13 protein-coding genes are annotated in these 17760 nt (G+C 69.8%); 7 read left to right on the top strand and 6 right to left on the bottom strand.

The window, feature by feature from the left end; all coding sequences use genetic code 11:
- Positions 1–168: 168 nt before the first annotated feature.
- The gene (locus tag BKA14_RS17490) at positions 169–5895 is read left to right on the top strand and encodes a ThuA domain-containing protein (protein WP_239093639.1); all 5727 of its coding nucleotides are present in this window, start codon (positions 169–171) and stop codon (positions 5893–5895) included.
- A gap of 64 nt (positions 5896–5959) precedes the next feature.
- Positions 5960–6469 carry a hypothetical protein gene (locus BKA14_RS17485; RefSeq protein WP_184952001.1) on the top strand — a complete coding sequence of 170 codons (510 nt, stop codon included), beginning with the start codon at positions 5960–5962 and terminating at the stop codon, positions 6467–6469.
- Between the two features lie 35 nt (positions 6470–6504).
- Here the strand turns inward: BKA14_RS17485 and BKA14_RS17480 are convergent, their stop codons facing one another.
- The 5 genes from BKA14_RS17480 to BKA14_RS17460 all read right to left on the bottom strand — a co-directional run bounded on the left by BKA14_RS17480 (position 6505) and on the right by BKA14_RS17460 (position 11608).
- Positions 6505–7500, bottom strand: coding sequence for an alcohol dehydrogenase catalytic domain-containing protein (locus tag BKA14_RS17480; RefSeq protein ID WP_184952000.1), 996 nt, complete (start codon positions 7498–7500; stop codon positions 6505–6507).
- The gene (locus BKA14_RS17475; protein WP_184951999.1) at positions 7500–8390 is read right to left on the bottom strand and encodes a carbohydrate ABC transporter permease; all 891 of its coding nucleotides are present in this window, start codon (positions 8388–8390) and stop codon (positions 7500–7502) included. Before BKA14_RS17475 ends, BKA14_RS17480 begins: the two co-directional genes overlap by 1 nt.
- A complete protein-coding gene (locus tag BKA14_RS17470) occupies positions 8387–9301 on the bottom strand; it encodes a carbohydrate ABC transporter permease (RefSeq protein ID WP_184951998.1) in 915 nt (304 codons plus the stop codon). The genes BKA14_RS17475 and BKA14_RS17470 overlap by 4 nt, the downstream gene beginning before the upstream one ends.
- Positions 9302–9356: 55 nt before the next feature.
- A complete protein-coding gene (locus tag BKA14_RS17465; protein WP_184951997.1) occupies positions 9357–10718 on the bottom strand; it encodes an ABC transporter substrate-binding protein in 1362 nt (453 codons plus the stop codon).
- 80 nt (positions 10719–10798) lie between these two features.
- On the bottom strand, positions 10799–11608 hold the full coding sequence (locus tag BKA14_RS17460) for a GntR family transcriptional regulator (RefSeq protein ID WP_184951996.1): 810 nt from the start codon (positions 11606–11608) through the stop codon (positions 10799–10801).
- 206 nt (positions 11609–11814) lie between these two features.
- Between BKA14_RS17460 and BKA14_RS17455 the strand changes: the two genes are divergently transcribed.
- From BKA14_RS17455 to BKA14_RS17440, 4 genes are all read left to right on the top strand, one after another.
- Positions 11815–12672 carry a class II fructose-bisphosphate aldolase gene (locus BKA14_RS17455; RefSeq protein WP_184951995.1) on the top strand — a complete coding sequence of 286 codons (858 nt, stop codon included), beginning with the start codon at positions 11815–11817 and terminating at the stop codon, positions 12670–12672.
- Positions 12673–12680: 8 nt separating this feature from the next.
- Complete coding sequence (locus BKA14_RS17450; RefSeq protein WP_184951994.1) at positions 12681–14126, top strand: FGGY-family carbohydrate kinase; 1446 nt, start codon at positions 12681–12683, stop codon at positions 14124–14126.
- The gene (locus BKA14_RS17445; protein ID WP_184951993.1) at positions 14120–15547 is read left to right on the top strand and encodes an FGGY family carbohydrate kinase; all 1428 of its coding nucleotides are present in this window, start codon (positions 14120–14122) and stop codon (positions 15545–15547) included. Before BKA14_RS17450 ends, BKA14_RS17445 begins: the two co-directional genes overlap by 7 nt.
- 67 nt (positions 15548–15614) lie before the next feature.
- Positions 15615–16367, top strand: coding sequence for a GntR family transcriptional regulator (locus BKA14_RS17440; protein WP_184951992.1), 753 nt, complete (start codon positions 15615–15617; stop codon positions 16365–16367).
- 1 nt (position 16368) lies between these two features.
- Here the strand turns inward: BKA14_RS17440 and BKA14_RS17435 are convergent, their stop codons facing one another.
- Entirely contained in the window at positions 16369–17295 is a 927-nt protein-coding gene (locus BKA14_RS17435; protein WP_239093637.1) for a YihY/virulence factor BrkB family protein, read from the bottom strand.
- Positions 17296–17573: 278 nt separating this feature from the next.
- Here BKA14_RS17435 and BKA14_RS17430 point away from each other — a divergent pair, with 278 nt between their 5' ends.
- Positions 17574–17741: a hypothetical protein gene (locus BKA14_RS17430; protein ID WP_184951991.1), complete on the top strand. Its 168-nt coding sequence runs from the start codon at positions 17574–17576 to the stop codon at positions 17739–17741.
- The last annotated feature ends 19 nt before the right edge of the window (positions 17742–17760 follow it).

The following is a 17760-nucleotide window of genomic DNA, read 5'->3' as shown; positions in this document are numbered from 1 at the left end:
TGGTTGAGAACACCCTCGGTTACCAAAACGTTACACAGGAACATCTTGCCTGAAACGAAGGGCAGGACCGAAGTTTGTCCAAGAGATAAACAAATCTCGATGTTCTCCGGGATGGCCATCGGCGGGCCGGACCGATCGAAGAGGTCTACACAGGACAAGGGAGATTCCGTGCCCCGTCGACGATTCCGCCTGCCCGGGCGCAGGCTCATCACCGCTGCCCTGACATCGAGCGCGCTGCTGGCGGGCAGCCTGATCGGCACCGCACAACCGGCAGTGGCCCAGGCCGCAGCCGCCGCCGCGGATCCGTACTCCGTTCTCGTGTTCTCCAAGACCGCTGAGTTCCGGCACGACGCGATTCCGGCCGGGATCGCGGCCATCCGGCAACTCGGTGCGGACAACGGGTTCACCGTGGACGCCACCGAGGACGCCGCGGCCTTCACCGACGACAACCTCGCCAAGTACAAGGCGGTCATCTGGCTCTCCACCACCGGTGACGTCCTCGATCCGGGGCAGCAGAGCGCCTTCGAGCGCTACATCAAGGCCGGCGGCGGCTACGCCGGCATCCACGCCGCTTCCGACACCGAGTACAGCTGGCCCTGGTACGGCAAGCTCGTCGGCGCCTACTTCTCCGGTCACCCGGCCAACCAGCAGGCCGTCGTCAAGGTCGAGGACCACGCCCACCCGTCGACGGCCGGGCTGCCGGACCGATGGTCACGTTTCGACGAGTGGTACAACTTCCGGACCAACCCGCGCGGCGCCGTTCACGTGCTCGCGAGCCTCGACGAGACCAGCTACACGCCGGGCTCGGGGGCGATGGGCTCCGACCACCCGACGGCCTGGTGCCAGGACTACGACGGGGGCCGGGCCTGGTACACCGGCGGCGGCCACACCCAGGAGTCGTACGCGGATCCGCAGTTCCTCTCCCATCTGCTGGGCGGCATCCGGACCGCGGCGGGCGTGCTCGACGCGGACTGCGGCGCCTCGCTGACCTCGAGCTTCGAGAAGGTCACGCTGGACGCCAACACCAGCAACCCGATGGAGCTGGACATCGCGGGCGACGGACGCGTCTTCTATGTCGAGCGGGACGGCCGCGTCCAGATCATCAAGCCCGACACCGGCCGTACGGTGACCGCGGTTGACCTTGATGTCTTCACCGGCAACGAGGACGGGCTGATCGGTATCCGGCTCGACCCGGACTTCGACAGCAACGGCTGGGTCTATCTCTACTACGCCCGCAACGACGGAGTGCCGCGCAATCTGTTGTCGCGCTTCACCGTCACCGGTGACTCGATCGCCACCTCCAGCGAGAAGGTGGTGCTGCAGGTCGACACCCAGCGCAACACCTGCTGCCACGCGGGCGGGAGCATGACCTTCGACGCCGCCGGCAACCTTTACCTGGCCACCGGTGACAACACCAACCCCTTCGAGTCGGACGCGTTCGCCCCGCTCGACGAGCGGCCGGGCCGGCAGGACTACGACTCCCAGCGGACCTCCGCCAACACCAACGACCTGCGGGGCAAGGTGCTGCGGATCCACCCCGAGGACGACGGCACCTACACCGTGCCGGCCGGCAACCTGTTCGCGCCCGGAACGGCCAAGACCCGCCCCGAGATCTACGCGATGGGCTTCCGTAACCCGTTCCGCATCGGCATCGATCCCAAGACCGGCACCCTGTACCTCGGCGACTACGGTCCCGACGCGAGCGCGGCCAACCCCAACCGGGGGCCCGAGGGCACGGTCGAGTGGAACATCGTCGGCGCCGCGGGCAACTTCGGCTGGCCGTACTGCACCGGCGCCAACTACGCGTACAACGACTATCAGTTCCCGTCCGGGCCGAGCGGCGCCAAGTTCAACTGCGCGGCGCCGGTGAACGACTCACCCAACAACACCGGCCTGACCACCCTGCCGCCGGCCCTCGCGGCCACCGTCGACTACGACTACGGCGGCAACCCGCGCTTCGGAGAGATCGGCGGCGGCGGGGCCCCGATGGGCGGGCCCGTCTACCGGTACGACGCCGATTCCACCTCGGCCCGCAAGTGGCCGGCCTACTACGACGGCAAGGCGCTGTTCGGCGAGTGGAACCAGTCCAAGATGTACACGATGCAGGTGACCCCCGACGGCAAGTCCCTGGTCGACATCAACCAGTTGCTGACCGGCATGAGCTTCGTCCGCCCGATGGACTTCGAGTTCGGCCCGGACGGCGCGTTGTACCTGATCGAGTGGGGCAGCGGGTTCGGCGGCAACAACGACAACTCCGGGATCTACCGGATCGACTACATCGCCGGTGAGCGGGCGCCGATCGCGGTGGCCAAGGCGTCGCCGACCTCGGGCCCGACGCCGTTGACGGCGACGTTCTCGAGCGAGGGCTCCCGCGACCCGGACGGCGGCGCGCTCACCTACGCCTGGACGTTCGGCGACGGCAAGTCCTCCACCGAGGCCAACCCCACGCACACCTACACCGAGGCCGGTGACTACACCGCGCAGCTCACCGTGACCAACCCCAAGGGCCGTACGGCGGTGGCCAACGTCCCGGTGACGGTCGGCAACACCCTGCCTGCCGTCTCCATCGAGTTCCCACCCGACGGCGGCTTCTTCGAGTGGGGCGACCAGGTCAAGTACACGATCAAGGTGACCGACCCCGAGGACGGGACGATCGACTGCGACCGCGTACGCCTGCAAGTGCTGCTCGGCCACGACGAGCACGCCCACCCGCTGGAGCAGTACACCGGCTGCACCGGCACCGTGCAGACCGCCCTGGCCGCCGGGCACGGCGCCGAGGCCAACGTGTTCGCGGTCTTCGAGGCCACCTACACCGATGACGGTGGCGAGGGCGGCTCCGCCCCGCTCACCGGCCGGGCCATCGAGCAGCTGCAGCCCAAACGCAAGCAGGCCGAGTACTACTCGGCGACCGGGCGGGTCCCCGGCAGCACCGGCGGCGGCGACGCCGGCGTGCAGAAGGAGACCGCCACCGACCCGGCCGGCGGCGGCCAGAACATCGGTTTCATCGAGGACGGCGACTGGTGGTCGCTCGACCCGGCCAGCCTGACCGGCGTCGACGCGATCCGCTTCCGGGCGGCGTCCGAGGCGGGCGGCGGGCGGATCGAGGTGCGCTCCGGCGCGGCCGACGGCCCGCTGCTGGCCACGGCCACCGTACCGGGCACGGGTGGCTGGCAGAGCTACGTCGACGTCTCCGTCGACGTCACGGCGGCCGACACCGAGTCCCTGTTCTTCGTCGCCCGTGACCCCGGCGGCGGAGCAGGGTCGCTGTTCAACGTCAACTGGATGGACTTCCTCGGGCGCGGCGTCACCGAGAACGCGCCCCCGAAAGTCACCGCGGTTGCCACCCCGGCCACCGGCACCGCGCCGCTCACGGTGGCCTTCGACGGCACCGCGACCGACGCCGAGGGCGACACCCCGCTGACGTACGCCTGGGAGTTCGGCGACGGCGGCACCGCCACCACCCTGGACGCCGGCCACACCTACAAGGCGCCCGGTTCCTTCACCGCCACTCTGACAGTGACCGACAGCCGGGGCGCCAAGGCGTACGTCAACGTCCCGGTCAAGGTGGACGCGCCGGCCACGTCCTGCTTCGGGGCGCGGTCGGACGACTTCCTCGGCAGCGCGCTCAACCGTGACCGCTGGACGGTGGTCCGGGAGAACCAGACCTTCTCGGTCACCGGCGGCACGCTGCGCCTGCCCACGGCGGCGGGCGACCTGTACGGCAGCCGCAACGACGCGACCAACCTGGTCGTGCAGCCCGCACCCGCCGGGGCCTGGCAGGCCACGACCAAGGTGACCGTGCCGGTGACGGCGAACTATCAGCAGGCCGGTCTGATCGTCTACGGCGACGACGACAACTACGCCAAGCTGGACCTGCTGTACAACGGCTCGCGCCGGGCCGAGTTCATCCGGGAAACGGCCGGGACGCCGCGCAACGAGAGCAGCGACAGCGCCGCGGCGCCGACCGGTGACACGGTCTACCTGCGCATCACCAGCGACGGGACCAACCTGACGGCGCAGACCTCGGCCGACGGGCAGACGTTCACGACGGTCGGCCGCTCGGCCGCGCTGGCCGGGATCAGCAACCCGCGGGTCGGTGTCTTCGCCCTCAACGGTGGCACCGAAGCGCCGGTGGTGGACGCGGCCTTCGACTGGTTCCTGCTCACCCCGGACGAGCCGGCCACACCGGCCTCGCGTTCCGACGAGTTCACCGGTGACACGCTCGACAAGTGCCGGTGGGACGCCGTCGTGCGGGAGGACGCGGCCGCGTACCGGATCACCGGCGGGGCGTTGCGGATCGACGTGCCCAACGGCGACATCTACACCGGGAGCAACACCGGGCCGACGAACTTCGTCCTCCAGAACGCGCCGTCCGGCGACTGGACCCTGGAGACCAAGGTCGACGGCAGCCAGCTCGACGAGCAGTACCAGCAGGCCGGGCTGATTGTTTACGGCGACGACGACAACTACGTCAAACTCGACTACGTGCTCGACAACACGGCCGGGCAGGCGCCCAGCCGCCGGATCGAGTTCCGCAGCGAGATCGGGGCGGCCGTACAGGACCCGCAGCCGCAGGCCGGCAGCCTCACCTCGGGCGTGTGGTACCTGCGGCTGGCCCGGACCGGTAACACCTACACCGGCTCCTACTCGGCCGACGGCACGGACTGGACGGCGTTCCCGGCGCTGACCAACGCCGCGGCCGGGGCCACCCCGAAGGTGGGCCTGTTCACCCTCGGGGCCAACCAGACCGCGCGGAAGACCGCGGCGTTCGACTACTTCCGGCTGACCACCGACTCCGCTCCTCCGACGACCACGGCTGCGCTCTCCGGCACTCCGGTCGAGGGCTGGTACACCGGGCCCGTGGCGGTCACGCTGACCGCGTCGGACACCGGGGGCGTGGCCGGCACGGAATATCAGATCGACGGCGCGACTGCCTGGACCGCGTACACCGCACCGGTGACGATCAGCGGGGACGGCTCGCACGAGGTGCGGTTCCGCTCGACCGACAAGGCCGGAAACGTGGAGCCCGCGAAGTCGGCCACGGTGAAGATCGACGGCACGGCTCCGCTGACGACGGCGCAGTTCGCTCCGGCCAACGACAACGGCTGGCACGACGGGGCCATCCCGGTCACGCTGGCCGCGACCGACGCCGGGTCGGGGGTCGGCAAACAGGAATGGTCGCTCGACGGTGGGGCCTGGACGCCGTACACCGCGCCGATCGACGTGACCGGGGACGGGCCGCACGAGCTGCTCTACCGGGCCACCGACAAGGCCGGCAACCAGGAGACGCTGAAGTCGGCGGTCCTGCGGATCGACGGCAGCAAACCGACCCTGCTGGTGGCCGGGATCGCCCACGGCCAGCTCTACGGCGACAGCCAGGACGTCCGCATCTCGTGGCAGGCGGTCGACCCGAGCTCCGGGATCCAGAGCACCTCGGCCACCCTGAACGGGCAGGCGTACACCAACGGAGCGCTGCTGGCCATGTACGAGCTGCCGCTGGGTCTGCACGACCTGACGGCGGTCGCGGTCGACAAGGCGGGCAACCGCACCACCACGACGGTGCAGTTCTTCGTGGCCACCTCGTTCCGCGACATGCAGAACCTGCTCGACCGGTTCAAGGCGACCAGCCGGCTCTCCACCCAGGCGCACAAGGACTTGTCCAAGAAACTGGAGGCGGTGCGCAAGGCGGAGGCGGACGGCAAGGACGACAAGGCGATCAAGGAACTGAACGCCTTCAAGACCCTCGTCAAGGACCCCAAGCTGGTCACCGACACCGACGTCAGGGACACCCTGGTCCGCGACGCCGACGCGATGATCGTACGGCTGGGGGGAACGGCCGGCACGGGCTGGCTCAAGGGTGACCCGACCCGCAAGGCGCCGAACCGCTGGCGTTGATCCGACCGGGCCCGTCCCCTCGCGCAGGGGGCGGGCCCTTGCGGGCCGACAGGAAAGGATTCCGATGCGTCGTACGGGTATCGCTCTCACCGCCGGACTGATGCTGGCGTTCGTGCCGGTGGCCACGCCGGCGTGGGCTCACGAGGGAAAGCTGAAGCTGGAGGTGGCCGGGGACGGCGCCACCGGCATCACGGTGCAGGCCGAGCACGCCGATGGGCACCAGCTCGAGGACATGGTGCGGCTCGTGGTCAGCGCGACCGCCGCCGGCGGGCAGAGGGTCGGCCCGATCCAGCTCGAACCGGCGGGGGAGGGGCAGGGCTTCTATCTCAGCGGCCCGATCCTGACCCCTGGCGATTGGCGGGTGACGGTCCGCGCGCCGGCGCCCTACACCAGCGAGTCGACCGTCGCGGTGCGCGCCCGGTCCGCGCAGACGCCCCCGCCGCCGGCCGCGAAGGCCGCCGACCCGGCCGGTTCCGGGTCCCGGTGGCGCTGGTGGCTGCTCGGATGCGGTGCCGTGGCCGCCGCGGGGCTGGCCACAGCACTGACGCGGGCGCTTCGCCGCCGGCAGCCCTGAGCGGGTTGTCTCGGCACGTTCCGCGAACCGGCGCTTTACTGCACCATGACGTGCACCTTGAGCGCCTCGGGGGAGGCCGCTGCGGCCAGTGCCTCGGCGTAGGACTCGAGGGGGAAGGTATGGGTGACCAGCGGCCGCAGCGTCGCCGTCAGGCCGGCCATCTGCTCGGCGGCGGCCGGATAGCAGTCGGCCAGGCTGTTCGAGCCGAGCACGGTGATCTCTTTCTCGAAAACCTCGAACGGGTGCAGCGGCACCGTGGTGTCCGGGGCGGTGACACCCATCTGGACCAGGGTGCCGCGCACGGCGATCCGGTCCAGCGCGTCGGTGATGGCCGCCGGGTGGCCGCTGGCCTCGATGACGAGCTCCGCGCCGTCGCGGAGGTCGAGGTCCGCCGAGCCGGCCGCGGCGGCGTCGGCCCCCAGGCGCAGGGCCGCGTCGCGGCGGACCTCGTGCGGCTCGACGATCTGGATGCGGCCGGCGCCACGCTGCCGCAGCATGGCCGCCATCAGCAGGCCGATGGATCCGGCGCCGTAGATGAGCACGTCGCGATCGGTGACCGTGGGAGCGCGGTCGAGGGCGTGCAGCACACAGGCCAGGGGTTCGACCAGAGCGCCGGCGGTGGCGTCCACACCGGCCGGGAGCCGGTAGGTGACCCGCGCGGGCACCAGGACCCGGTCGGCGCAGGCGCCGTCGCGGGTGACGCCGACCGGTTCGAGCCGTACGCAGAGGTTGACCGCCTTGACCCGGCACCAGCGGCACTCGCCGCAGGGCACGTTGGGGTCGACCCCGACCAGGTCTCCCTCGGCCAGGCCGGTGACGCCGGAGCCGACCGCGGTGACCGTGCCGGCGAACTCGTGGCCGGGGACGACCGAGTAGCGGCCGGTGGCGTAGCTGCCGTCGACCAGGTGCAGGTCGGTGCCGCAGATGCCGACCGCGGCCGGGGCGACGACCACCTGCCCCGGTCCGGGCGTGGGCTCGGGGCGGGTGGACAACTCGACGCCGTTCCGGCCGTCCAACACGATCGCACGCATCACTTCACCGCTCCGAACAACAGACCACGGACGAGGCTCCGCTGGCAGATCCAGCCGAGGATGACGACGGGAACACTGACCACCGTGGCGACCGCGGCCACCTGGGCGGTGTAGAGCTCGCCGAACGACAGGAACTTCTGCATGAACAGCGGCAGGCTGGACGTCGTGGTGGTCAGGTTGACCGCGTAGAAGTACTCGTTCCAGGAGAAGACGCAGCACAGCAGGGCGGTCGACCACAGGCCCGGCCGGATCAGCGGCAGCACGATGCTGCGCATGGCCCGCAACCGGCCGGCACCGTCCATGGCCGCCGCCTCGAGCACCTCGCCCGGCACTTCCTGCAAGAACGAGCGGATCATCCAGATCGCCAGGGGCAGGTTCATGCCCAGATGCATGATGATCAGCACGGTGACCGTGTTGAGCAGGCCGAGCTGCTGCGCCACGATGTACACCGGGATGATGGCCGCGGCGACCGGCATCATCTTGGTGCTGATGAAGAAGAACAGCGAGTCCTGGGCCTTGCGGACCGGCCGGACGGCGAGCGCGTAGGCCGCCGGGATCGCCAGCAGCAACACCACGACGGTCGAGATCACGGCGATGGCGATCGAGTTGCCCGCGTACGCCCAGAAGCCCTGGCCGAACACCTCGGGATAGTGCTCGAAGGTCGGCTTGAAGATCAGCTTGGGTACGGGGGAGGCGGCGTCGGTCTCCGTCTGGAAGCTCTTGAGCAGCATGTAGGCGACCGGTGAGAACAGGATGAGCGAGCCCAGCCAGCCGAGCACGGCCACCGGCCAGCTCGCCGTGTCCTTGGTGCGATGCCGCTTGCGGCGCGGGATCTCGGCCGCGGGCTGCTCGGCGACGGGCTGGGTCTGGGGCGAGGTGGTGACGGTCATCGCCGGCCCTCCTGCTGGAAGATGCCCGAGAGCAGGCGCAAGGCCGGCAGTGCGAGCGCGATGGTGAGGACCAGGGCCACCAGTCCGTACGCCGAGGCGAGACCGTAGTCGAAGGACTGGAACGCGCGCAGGTACACGTAATAGGTGATGTTGGTGGTGCCGAACGCGGGACCGCCCGCGGTGAGCAGCGCGATCTCGCCGAAGGTCTGGATGAGGTTCATGCTCAGCAGCAGCGCGGTCAGTTCGAGGAACGGGCGCAGGTGGGGCAGCATCACGCCGCGGAACTGCTGCCACCAGGTGGCCCCGTCGACGCGCGCCGCCTCCAGCTGGTCCTCGGGCAGGGCCTGGAGCCCGGCCAGGAGCACCAGCATCGCGAACGGCGTCCAGCGCCAGGACGAGATCATGATGATCGACAGCATCGACTGCTCGCTGAGCCAGTTGACCCGGGGCAGGCCGACGGCGTCGGTGAGCCAGCCCAGCAGCCCGAACGACGGGTCGAAGATGGCGCTGCGCCAGAACAGGGCGGCCGCGACCGGCATGACGAAGAACGGGGTGATCGCCAGCGTGCGGGCGATGCCGCGGCCGGGGAACTTCTTCTGCAGCAGGACGGCCAGCACGAGCCCGACCACCATGCTGGCGACAGTGGCGCCGACGGTCAGGACCGCGGTGTTGCCGAGCGACTGCCAGAACACGCTGTCGGTGAAGGTCTGCTGGTAGTTGTCAAGGCCGGCGAAACTGCGCCGGCCCGGATTCAGCAGGTTCCAGTTCTGCAGCGAGTACCAGATCGTCATGACGAACGGGACCTGGGTCAGCAGCAGGGTGATGATCAGCGCGGGGAGAAGCGGCGCGCGGCGGCTCCACGAATCGCGCCGACTCGACGTCTTGGGCGCTGGTGGCGCGATGGTGGTCATGAAACCTCTCTTCAGGGTGAGAGCGGCGCCGCCCGGGGCGGCGCCGCGCTCGGTGCTACTTGAGGTAGCCGGCCTTCTTGACGACGCCCTCGGTGTAGGTCTGGCTCTTCTGCAGGGCCTGCTCCACCGTCTGGGTGCCGCTGATCGCGCCCGCCACCTGCTGCGACACGTAGTCGCCGATGTCGGTGAACTCGGCGATCTGGACGTACTGCACGCCGGTGTACGGGACCGGCTGCACGGTCGGCTTGTTCGGGTTCGCGGCGTCGATCGACTTGATGGTCAGATCGGCGTACGACGACGCGGCCTTCTGATATTCGGGCAGGGCGTAGGTCGAGGTGCGCGAGCCGGGCGGGATCGCGTCCCAGCCCGCCTTCTCACCGGCCAGCTTGATGTAGTCCTTACTGGTCGCCCACGAGATGAACTTCCAGGCGGCGTCCTTGTTCTTGCTCGACTCGGTGATGGCCAGGCCCCACGACCACAGCCAGCCCGAGGCGTCGGTCTTGTTCACCGGGGCCAGGGCGAAGCCGAGGTTCTCCTTGACCTGGGGGGTGGCCTGGTCGAGGGCCGAGCCGGCGAAGACCGTGTCGTCGTACCACATCGCCGTCTTGCCCTGGGTGATCTGCTGCAGGCAGCCCTCCCAGCCGTCCTTGGCCGCGTCGGGCTGACCGTGGGCGCGCAGCAGGTCGACGTAGAACTTGACCGCGGCCGTGGTCTCGGGCGAGGTGAGCTGCGGGTTCCACTGCTCGTCGAACCAGCGGCCGCCGAAGGTGTTGATGACCGTGGTCAACGAGGCCAGGTTCTGGCCCCAGCCGGGCAGGCCACGCAGGCAGATGCCCGAGACGCCGCCGGCCTTGTCGTCCATTTTGGCCGCGGCCGCCGCGACCTGGTCCCAGGTCGGCTTTTCGGGAATGGTGACGCCGGCCTTGGCCGCCAGATCCTTGCGGTAGAACAGGAACGACGAGGAGCCGTAGAACGGGGCGCCGTACAGCTTGCCGTCGGCCGAGACGATGTCCTTGATCGGCTGCAGCACGTCGGCCGAGTCCCAGGCGGTGTCCTTGGCGACGTAGTCGTCGAGCGGCGCGATCCACTTGTTCTTGGCCCAGATCGGCACCTCGTAGCTGCCGATCATGGCCACGTCGTACTGGCCGGCCTTGGTCGCGACGTCCTTGGTGACGGCCGGCCGCAGGTCGTTCTCCGGCAGGGTGGTGAACTTGACCTTGATGCCAGGGTTCTTCTGCTCGAAGTCCGCAATCAGTGTCTCGGCGGTCTTCATCTGCGGGTTCGCGGCGAGCGCAACGGTGATCGTGGTGTTGCCGCCGGACGCGCCCGGCTCGGCTGTGGGGTCCGAGCAGGCCGACGCGGCGGCGAGCGAGGCCACGGCGACCAGCGCGGTGGCGACATATCTACGACGGGACATTGATGTCCTTCCGGGAACAAGGCGCGGATGATCGGCCCGCGACGACAGCGCCGTGGGCGGGGGAGAGCGGTCAGCGGGAATCAGGGACTGGCGATGCGGCCGAACTCGGGGGCCGGCGACGGGTGATGCGCCGGCGCCGGGGCGCCGACCTGGATCTCGACATGAACGACGTCGCTGCGGACCCAGACCTCGTGATGATCGAAGACCACGAGGTCGGAGTTCCAGGACGTCGACTTGATCTTCAGAAGCGGTGCGCCGGTGGGCACGTCCAGCCGCTGGGCGAGCGTGCCGTCAGCGGTGACGGCCTCGACGGTGCGGGAGGCTCCCGCGACGTCGTAGCCGGCCTGGTGCATCGTGGCGTTGAGGGAACCGGTGCCGGTCGGCACGTCGGACAGCGCGACCAGCCGGCCGATCCGGGACGGCAGATAGTTGATCGAGTAAAGGGCGATGTTGCCGTCGAGCGCCCGCACCCGCTCCAGAACGTAACCCGCACTGCCGGGCGGCAGCTGCAAGGCTTCGGCCGCGAAGCGGGGCAGCTCGGTCTGCTCGGCCCGCAGGACCGCCGTGGTGACCCGGTGCCGCCGGCTCTCGTTCTCGAAGAATCCCTCCCGGCCGTGCAGCAGCCAGCCCCGTTGCGGTGGCATGGTGGCGAAGGCGCCGCGCCGGGCGATCCGGCTGACCCACCCGTGCTCCTCCAGCAGGCGCAGTGCCTCGCGCACCGTGGCCCGGGAGAGATTCCAGCTCGTGGCCAGCTCTCCCTCGCTGGGCAGCCGCTCGCCGACCGCGATGGTGCCGGCCGAGATCCGGTCGCGGATCCGGTCCGCCAGCTGGTTGTAGTAGGGAATCGACGAGACGCGGTCGATGGCGGCCTCGACGCCTGATCCGCTCATCGCCACCTCCAGTGCGGGACATCTTGTACGTACAACACGTACTGTCTCGAATGACTGGACTGTATGCGTCAAATTTCTGGCAAGTCAAGTAGGGATTTCACCCCGGTCAAACGGCGTCCCCCTTGCTCCCTCCGGCTAAGGGGACGTACAGTCCCGCTCATACGTCTTGTACGTCTTGTACGTACAAATTCTCGGGCGGGAGTGCCATGAGTTTGGTCAGTGGGCAGGAAGTCATCCGGGAGTGCGCGTCGAGAGGGCTGGTGGCCGGCGCCTTCAACACCACCAACCTCGAGACGACGATGGGCATCGTGCAGGCCGTCGAGAAGACCGGCGTCCCCACGTTCATCCAGGTCGCGCCCACGAACGCGGTGCTCTCGGGCTACGAGTACATCTACGACATGGTGAGCCGCCGCGTCGCGGGCACCGACGTGCCCGTCGCGCTCCACCTGGACCACGGCCGGACCCTGGACGACGTCCGGGCGGCCCTGGCCGCCGGCTTCACGTCGATCATGATGGACGCCTCCGGGCACCCGTACGACCAGAACGTCAAGCTGTCGGCCGAGGCGCGAGCGCTCTGCCCGCCCGGGATCGCGCTCGAGGTCGAGCTGGGCAGCATCGGCGGCAAGGAGGACGACCACGGGCCCGAGCGGGAATTCACGACCGATCCCGCCGAGGTGGCCGACTTCGTCGAGGCTGTCGGCTGCGACCTGCTGGCCGTCTCGGCCGGCAACGTGCACGGGTACGCGCCGGACGCCCGTCTCGACCTGGACCTGTTGCGTCGCATCCAGGAGGCCGGCTCCGTCCCGCTGGTCATCCACGGCGGGTCGGGGCTTGGTGCCGACCAGCTCGGCGTGCTGAGCGACTACGACGTGGTCAAGGTCAACGTGGCCAGCGACCTGCGGAACGCCATGATCCGCACCTTCGGCGAGGCCTACGTGGCCAACCCCCACGAGTACTCGCTCATCCGGGTGTCGACGGCGTCGGTGCAGGCCATCTCCGACGTGGTCGAGCAGCGCATCCGGTCCTTCAATCCCCGCCTCGGCAGCCCTGTCGCCCAGTCATGATCCGAGACATGAAGGCGACCGTCACCATCGACATCGGGACGACCCGGATCAAGCTGGGCTACTTCGACGCGCGGGGCAACCAGCTCGCCTCGGAGAAGCAGCTCACCCCTAATACGACCGACGCCTGGGGTGTCGTCTACGACGTGGACACTCTTCTGGCCCTGATCGTTCGCTTTCTCAAGAACCTGGACGAGGGGCACCGGCGCTCCGTCGAGCGCGTCGCGATCGCCGGTGTGGGGGAGTCCGGAGGACTGGTCGGGCCGGACCTTCAGCTCCGCTCGCCGATGATCCTGTGGCATGACCAGCGCGGAGCGGCGCTGATCGAGCGGCTCGGCCGCGAGGACCGCGAGCGGGCCTACCGCCTGACCGGCCTGCCCGTGAACGCCAACTACTCGCTCTCCAAGATCGCTTGGGCCGTCGAGCACCTGGAACACCGCGCCGCCGGCCTCAAATGGCTCAATGTGTCCGAGTTCGTGGCCGCCGTCATGACCGGCGAGCGCTGGGCCGAACTCTCCCTGGCCAGCCGCACCATGGCCCTGGACCTGCGCGAACGGGTCTGGTCGAAGTCCATGTGCGAGATGGTCGGCGTCGACCCTGAGGTGCTGCCCGAGCTGTGCAGCGCGCGCCAGGGCCGGCGTCTCACCGCTGACTTCGCCCAGCGGGTGGGGCTGCCGACCGAGGTGACCGTGCACGTCGTCGGGCACGACCACATGGTCGGTGCCGTGGGGGCCGACCTGCGACCCGGTGAGATCCTCAACTCGACCGGCACCACCGAGGGCGTGCTGCTGCTGCGCGACGCGCCCAGCCTCGACGAGAACTCGTACAAGGCAATGCTGGCCAACGGTATTGCGTGCGACGCCTCGGCCTACACCCTGTTCGCCTCGATACCCACCGGCGGCTCGGCCTTCGCGACCCTGCAACGGATGCTGGGGATGTCCGAATCCATGCTCGAGACGTGCGTGTCCGCGCTGAGCGAGCGCTATCTCTCCGGCGGCATCAACCTCTCGGCGATCCCGATCGTCGTGCCCCGGTTCCGGGGCAGCCCGCCGCCGGAGAAGTCGTCCACCGCACGTGGGGTGATCGCCAACCTCAGCAGCGACGTCAGCGCCGAGGACATCGTGTTCGGCTGCTTCCTCGGGCTGGCGATCCAGTTCCGCAAGGTCGTCGAGCTGTTCCGGGCCGGCACCAGCGTCACCAAGGTGATCGGGCCGGCCAGCGAGAACCGGTTGTGGCTGCACCTCAAGGCCGACGTGCTCGGCGCCGACCTGAGCGTCTCCAAGTTTCCCGAGGTGGTCTCGCGCGGTGCCCAGGCGCTGGCTTCGGCCGAGCGTACCGACTGGGCCGCCTGCCGGCCGACGGTGGTCGAAGCGGACCCGAAGCGCCACCGCGACCTCGAGGAGTGGCACCAGGGCATCCAGCCCACGATCCAGAGCCTCGGCGCGTTGACATGGTGACCCGGCCGCTGGTGGCCGGCATCGATTCGTCCACCCAGAGCTGCAAGGTCAAGGTGTTCGACCTCGAGACCGGCGCCCTGCTGCGAGCCGGCAGCGCGCCCCACCCGTCTGAGAAGATCGTCGACCCCGAGCACTGGTGGCAGGCGCTGTTGCTGGCCGTGCGCAGGGCCGGTGGCCTGGACGACGTCTCGGCCCTGTCGGTGGGCGGGCAACAGCACACCCCGGTGTTTCTGAGCGCGCACGGCGAGGTCGTCCGCGACTCACCGCTCTGGAACGAGACCAGCTCACACCCCCACATGGTCGCCCTCAACAACGAACTCGGCTTCAGCGAATGGATCCGGCGCACCGGTCTGCCCATCACCCTGTCCGACACGGTGGTGAAGCTGCGCTGGCTGCGCGACACCGATCCGGCCGGTGCCGGGCGAACGGCCGCGGTCGCGGTGGTCCACGACTGGCTCACCTGGCGGCTGATGGGCTTCGGGGCCGGCCGGGCCGACTTCGACCGGCTCGTCACCGATCGTTCCGAGGCGAGCGGTACGGGCTACTGGTCCGGCGAAACCGAGGACTACTGCCCTGAACTGCTCGAGCACGCCCTGGGCCGGGCCGCCCTCGTACCCCGGGTGCTCGGCCCGAAGGACCGGGCGGGGGTCACCGCTGAGGGGATCCCCGGAATCCCGGCCGGAATCGCGATCGGTGCCGGCAGCGGGGACAACGCCGCGGCCGCGCTGGCCCTGGAGCTGGCGGTCGGCGACGCGGTGATGTCGCTCGGCACCTCGGGAGTGGTCTACAGCCGCAGCCAGTCCCCGGTCCACGACTATTCCGGGGTGGTCTGCAGCTACGCCGACGCCACGGGTGGCCACTTGCCGCTGGCGGCGACGCTCAATGCGGCCCGTGACCTGGAGGCCGCGATCGCCATCCTCGGCTGTGACTACGGCGAACTGTCCCGGTTGGCCCTGACCGCCCCGGCCGGGGCCGGAGGAGTCACCCTGTTGCCGTATTTCGAGGGCGAGCGCACCCCGGACCTGCCGGCCGCCAAGGCCTCGCTGCACGGCCTCACCCTGCAGAACAGCAGCCGGGCCAACCTGGCCCGGGCCGCGATCGAGGGCATGCTGGCCAGCCAGGTGGTGCTCGTCGAAGCCTCCCGCGCGTGCAAGGTGGCCATCGACCGCCTGTTCCTGATCGGCGGTGCGGCCAAGAGCCCGGCCGTGCAGCAGGTGCTGACCCAGATCGTCGACGTCCCGGTGCTCGTCCCCGAACCCGGCGAGTACGTGGCCATCGGTGCGGCCAAGCAGGCCGCGGCCGCCCTCACAGGCGACTTCGCGGACTGGTCGCCCAGCGTGCGCGAGGTTCCGCCGGCGACCCCGGCCAAGGTGATCATGGAGCAGCACTGGGCGGCGCGGGAGGTTCTGGGCTACCGGTGAAGGCCTCTTGCGGAATGTGTCCGCACAGTCCGTACAATGAGCCGACAATCGGGGCCAGGGGGCACGGATGAAGAGCATCGAGCGCGCTTCGCCGGTGCCGTACTACGAACAACTGTATGACGTCCTGCTCGACGACATCCGTCGCGGCGAGCTCGCCCCGGGCGATCGGCTGCCCGGCGAAAGCGAACTGCACCGGACGTTCAACCTCTCCCGCGCCACCGTCCGCCAGGCCCTGGACCTGCTCGAGGCCAACGGGCACGCGCACCGGGTGGCTCGCCGCGGCTACTTCGTGTCCACCCCGGATACCCCGCAAGGCTGGCTGATCGAAGGGCTCGGGGGCTTCCTCGAGAACGGCATAGGGCACTCCAACCCCCGCGTGAGCACCCGGGTGGTGGCGTCCGGCGAGCAGGAGATCCCGGACGAGGCGGCGGCCGCCCTGCGGATACCCCGCGGCGCCACCGGCTTCGTCCTCGAGCGCATCCGTACGGTCGACGGGACATTGGCCCTGTTCAGCGTCAACTGGACGCCGCCCGCGGTGGCTCCGGTGGTCGCCGCGGCCACCGGGGTCCGCGACGGGTCGTCGTCGCTGACCGCGGCGCTGCAGGAGGCCGGCTACGTAGCGGCCCGGGCCAAGCGGGTGGTTCACGCCGTGGCCGCCGACCGAGTGGTGGCCGGCCACCTCGAGGTGGCCGAGGGAACACCCCTGCTGCGCATCCGCTCCATCACGTGGAACAAGGCGCAGGTCGCCTTCGACTACTACGAGACCTGGCTACGCACCGACATCGTCGCCCTCGAGGTGGACGCGAAAACAAGCGCCTGAATCAGGCCGGGCGATACCTCCCACCCTCTTCATCGGCACCGGGCAGTGGACCGGCACCCGGCTCGGCGAGGTCGGCGGACCGGCCGGCGGCGCTGGTCGCCGTGAGCGCGGCCGCGAACAACAGCATCTGATTGATCGCGTTGAGGAAGACCAGCAGCCCGACCGCACCCGCGACCAGCTGATAGACGGGATTGGCCTCGGTGAGTCGCACGTACACGCCACCGATCGTCTTGAGCAGCTCCGTGCCGACCCCCACCAGCAGCGCCGGCCCGAGCAAGCGGCGCCACGACATCCGTACCCGTGGCAACGCGGTCAAGGCGCCGCAGGCCAGCACCGTATTCACCACCACGCCCACCAGGAACCCGAACGCGGTGAGCCACCGATGCGACAAGACGGCGCCGGCGTCCGACGCATCGGCCACCCGGTTCGCGGCCGCGCTGGTCACGTACGCCACCCAGAGCGAACCCGTCAGGAGTACCCCGAGCCCGGTCAGCACTCCCAGGTCGATCAGCACCCGGACCGCCAAGGCGCCGGGGTACTCGGGCAGCCGCCAGATCCGGCGGATCGACGAACGCAGCGCGTCGACCCAGAACCATCCGGTCACCGGCAGACCGACGAAGGCGATGACCCCGGCGGTGGCCCGGGCATGACGCAGCGCCTGCACATCCATGGTGGGCAGATCGTGCGCGACGTACTGCTGAATGGAACGGACTACCGATGAGTCGTCCAGGACGGGACCGAAGACGGCGAACGCCACCAGCTGCAGGGCGAACGTCGCGAAGAAGGCGTAGTACGTCACCGCGGCGGACAACCGGCCGCCGTCGGCTTCGTCGTACCGGACCCCGGCCCGGACCAGGCGATCGACCCAGCGCACGCGACGCAGCCACCGGCATGCCTTGGTGACGTCACCGAAGAGGCGTCTCACCACCAGCGGCCTCCCTGCGCCGATCACCTCTGTCGGGGGCCCGCTACCGACGCCACCTGTCGGCCCGGCCCGGGCTACCCCGGGAATCCGGGGGCTACACCAGCCGGAGCAAAACTCGTCGCCGGCGGCGGTCGGGTTCTCGTTCTGATCGGGCACCGAGTACGGCAACACCTTGACCGGCCTGTCGTATGCGGTCGGCGCTCAGACGAGTTCGAGCCCGGACGATTTTGCCCGGATCGCGGCTCAGGCCGCCGCCGGACGTCTGCCCGGCGCCGGAGGGCGTGGCGCAGCAACCCGTCGAGCTGCCCGATGAGCCGCCTGCGGCGGTGTCGGCCGGCGTCGGCATCGCCGTGAACCGGCCCGGCGCCACCGCGGGCTCGATCCTCCAGGACGCCGGTACGGCCATGTACGCCGCCAAGAACCGCTACGCCGGGGCCGGCCACGCCTGATTGCGCGGCACCGGTCGAC

It is taken from the genome of Paractinoplanes abujensis (assembly GCF_014204895.1).
GTDB lineage: Bacteria > Actinomycetota > Actinomycetes > Mycobacteriales > Micromonosporaceae > Actinoplanes > Actinoplanes abujensis.
Note: the sequence above shows the minus strand (reverse complement) of the source record. Positions and strands in the feature narration are given on the sequence as shown.

Coding starts and splice junctions, on each gene's coding strand:
- BKA14_RS17480 (WP_184952000.1), bottom strand. CDS start 7,500: ATGCGTGCGATCGTGTTGGACGGCCGGAACGGCGTCGAGTTGTCCACC.
- BKA14_RS17455 (WP_184951995.1), top strand. CDS start 11,815: ATGAGTTTGGTCAGTGGGCAGGAAGTCATCCGGGAGTGCGCGTCGAGA.
- BKA14_RS17460 (WP_184951996.1), bottom strand. CDS start 11,608: ATGAGCGGATCAGGCGTCGAGGCCGCCATCGACCGCGTCTCGTCGATT.
- BKA14_RS17450 (WP_184951994.1), top strand. CDS start 12,681: ATGAAGGCGACCGTCACCATCGACATCGGGACGACCCGGATCAAGCTG.
- BKA14_RS17485 (WP_184952001.1), top strand. CDS start 5,960: ATGCGTCGTACGGGTATCGCTCTCACCGCCGGACTGATGCTGGCGTTC.
- BKA14_RS17445 (WP_184951993.1), top strand. CDS start 14,120: ATGGTGACCCGGCCGCTGGTGGCCGGCATCGATTCGTCCACCCAGAGC.
- BKA14_RS17465 (WP_184951997.1), bottom strand. CDS start 10,718: ATGTCCCGTCGTAGATATGTCGCCACCGCGCTGGTCGCCGTGGCCTCG.
- BKA14_RS17440 (WP_184951992.1), top strand. CDS start 15,615: ATGAAGAGCATCGAGCGCGCTTCGCCGGTGCCGTACTACGAACAACTG.
- BKA14_RS17470 (WP_184951998.1), bottom strand. CDS start 9,301: ATGACCACCATCGCGCCACCAGCGCCCAAGACGTCGAGTCGGCGCGAT.
- BKA14_RS17475 (WP_184951999.1), bottom strand. CDS start 8,390: ATGACCGTCACCACCTCGCCCCAGACCCAGCCCGTCGCCGAGCAGCCC.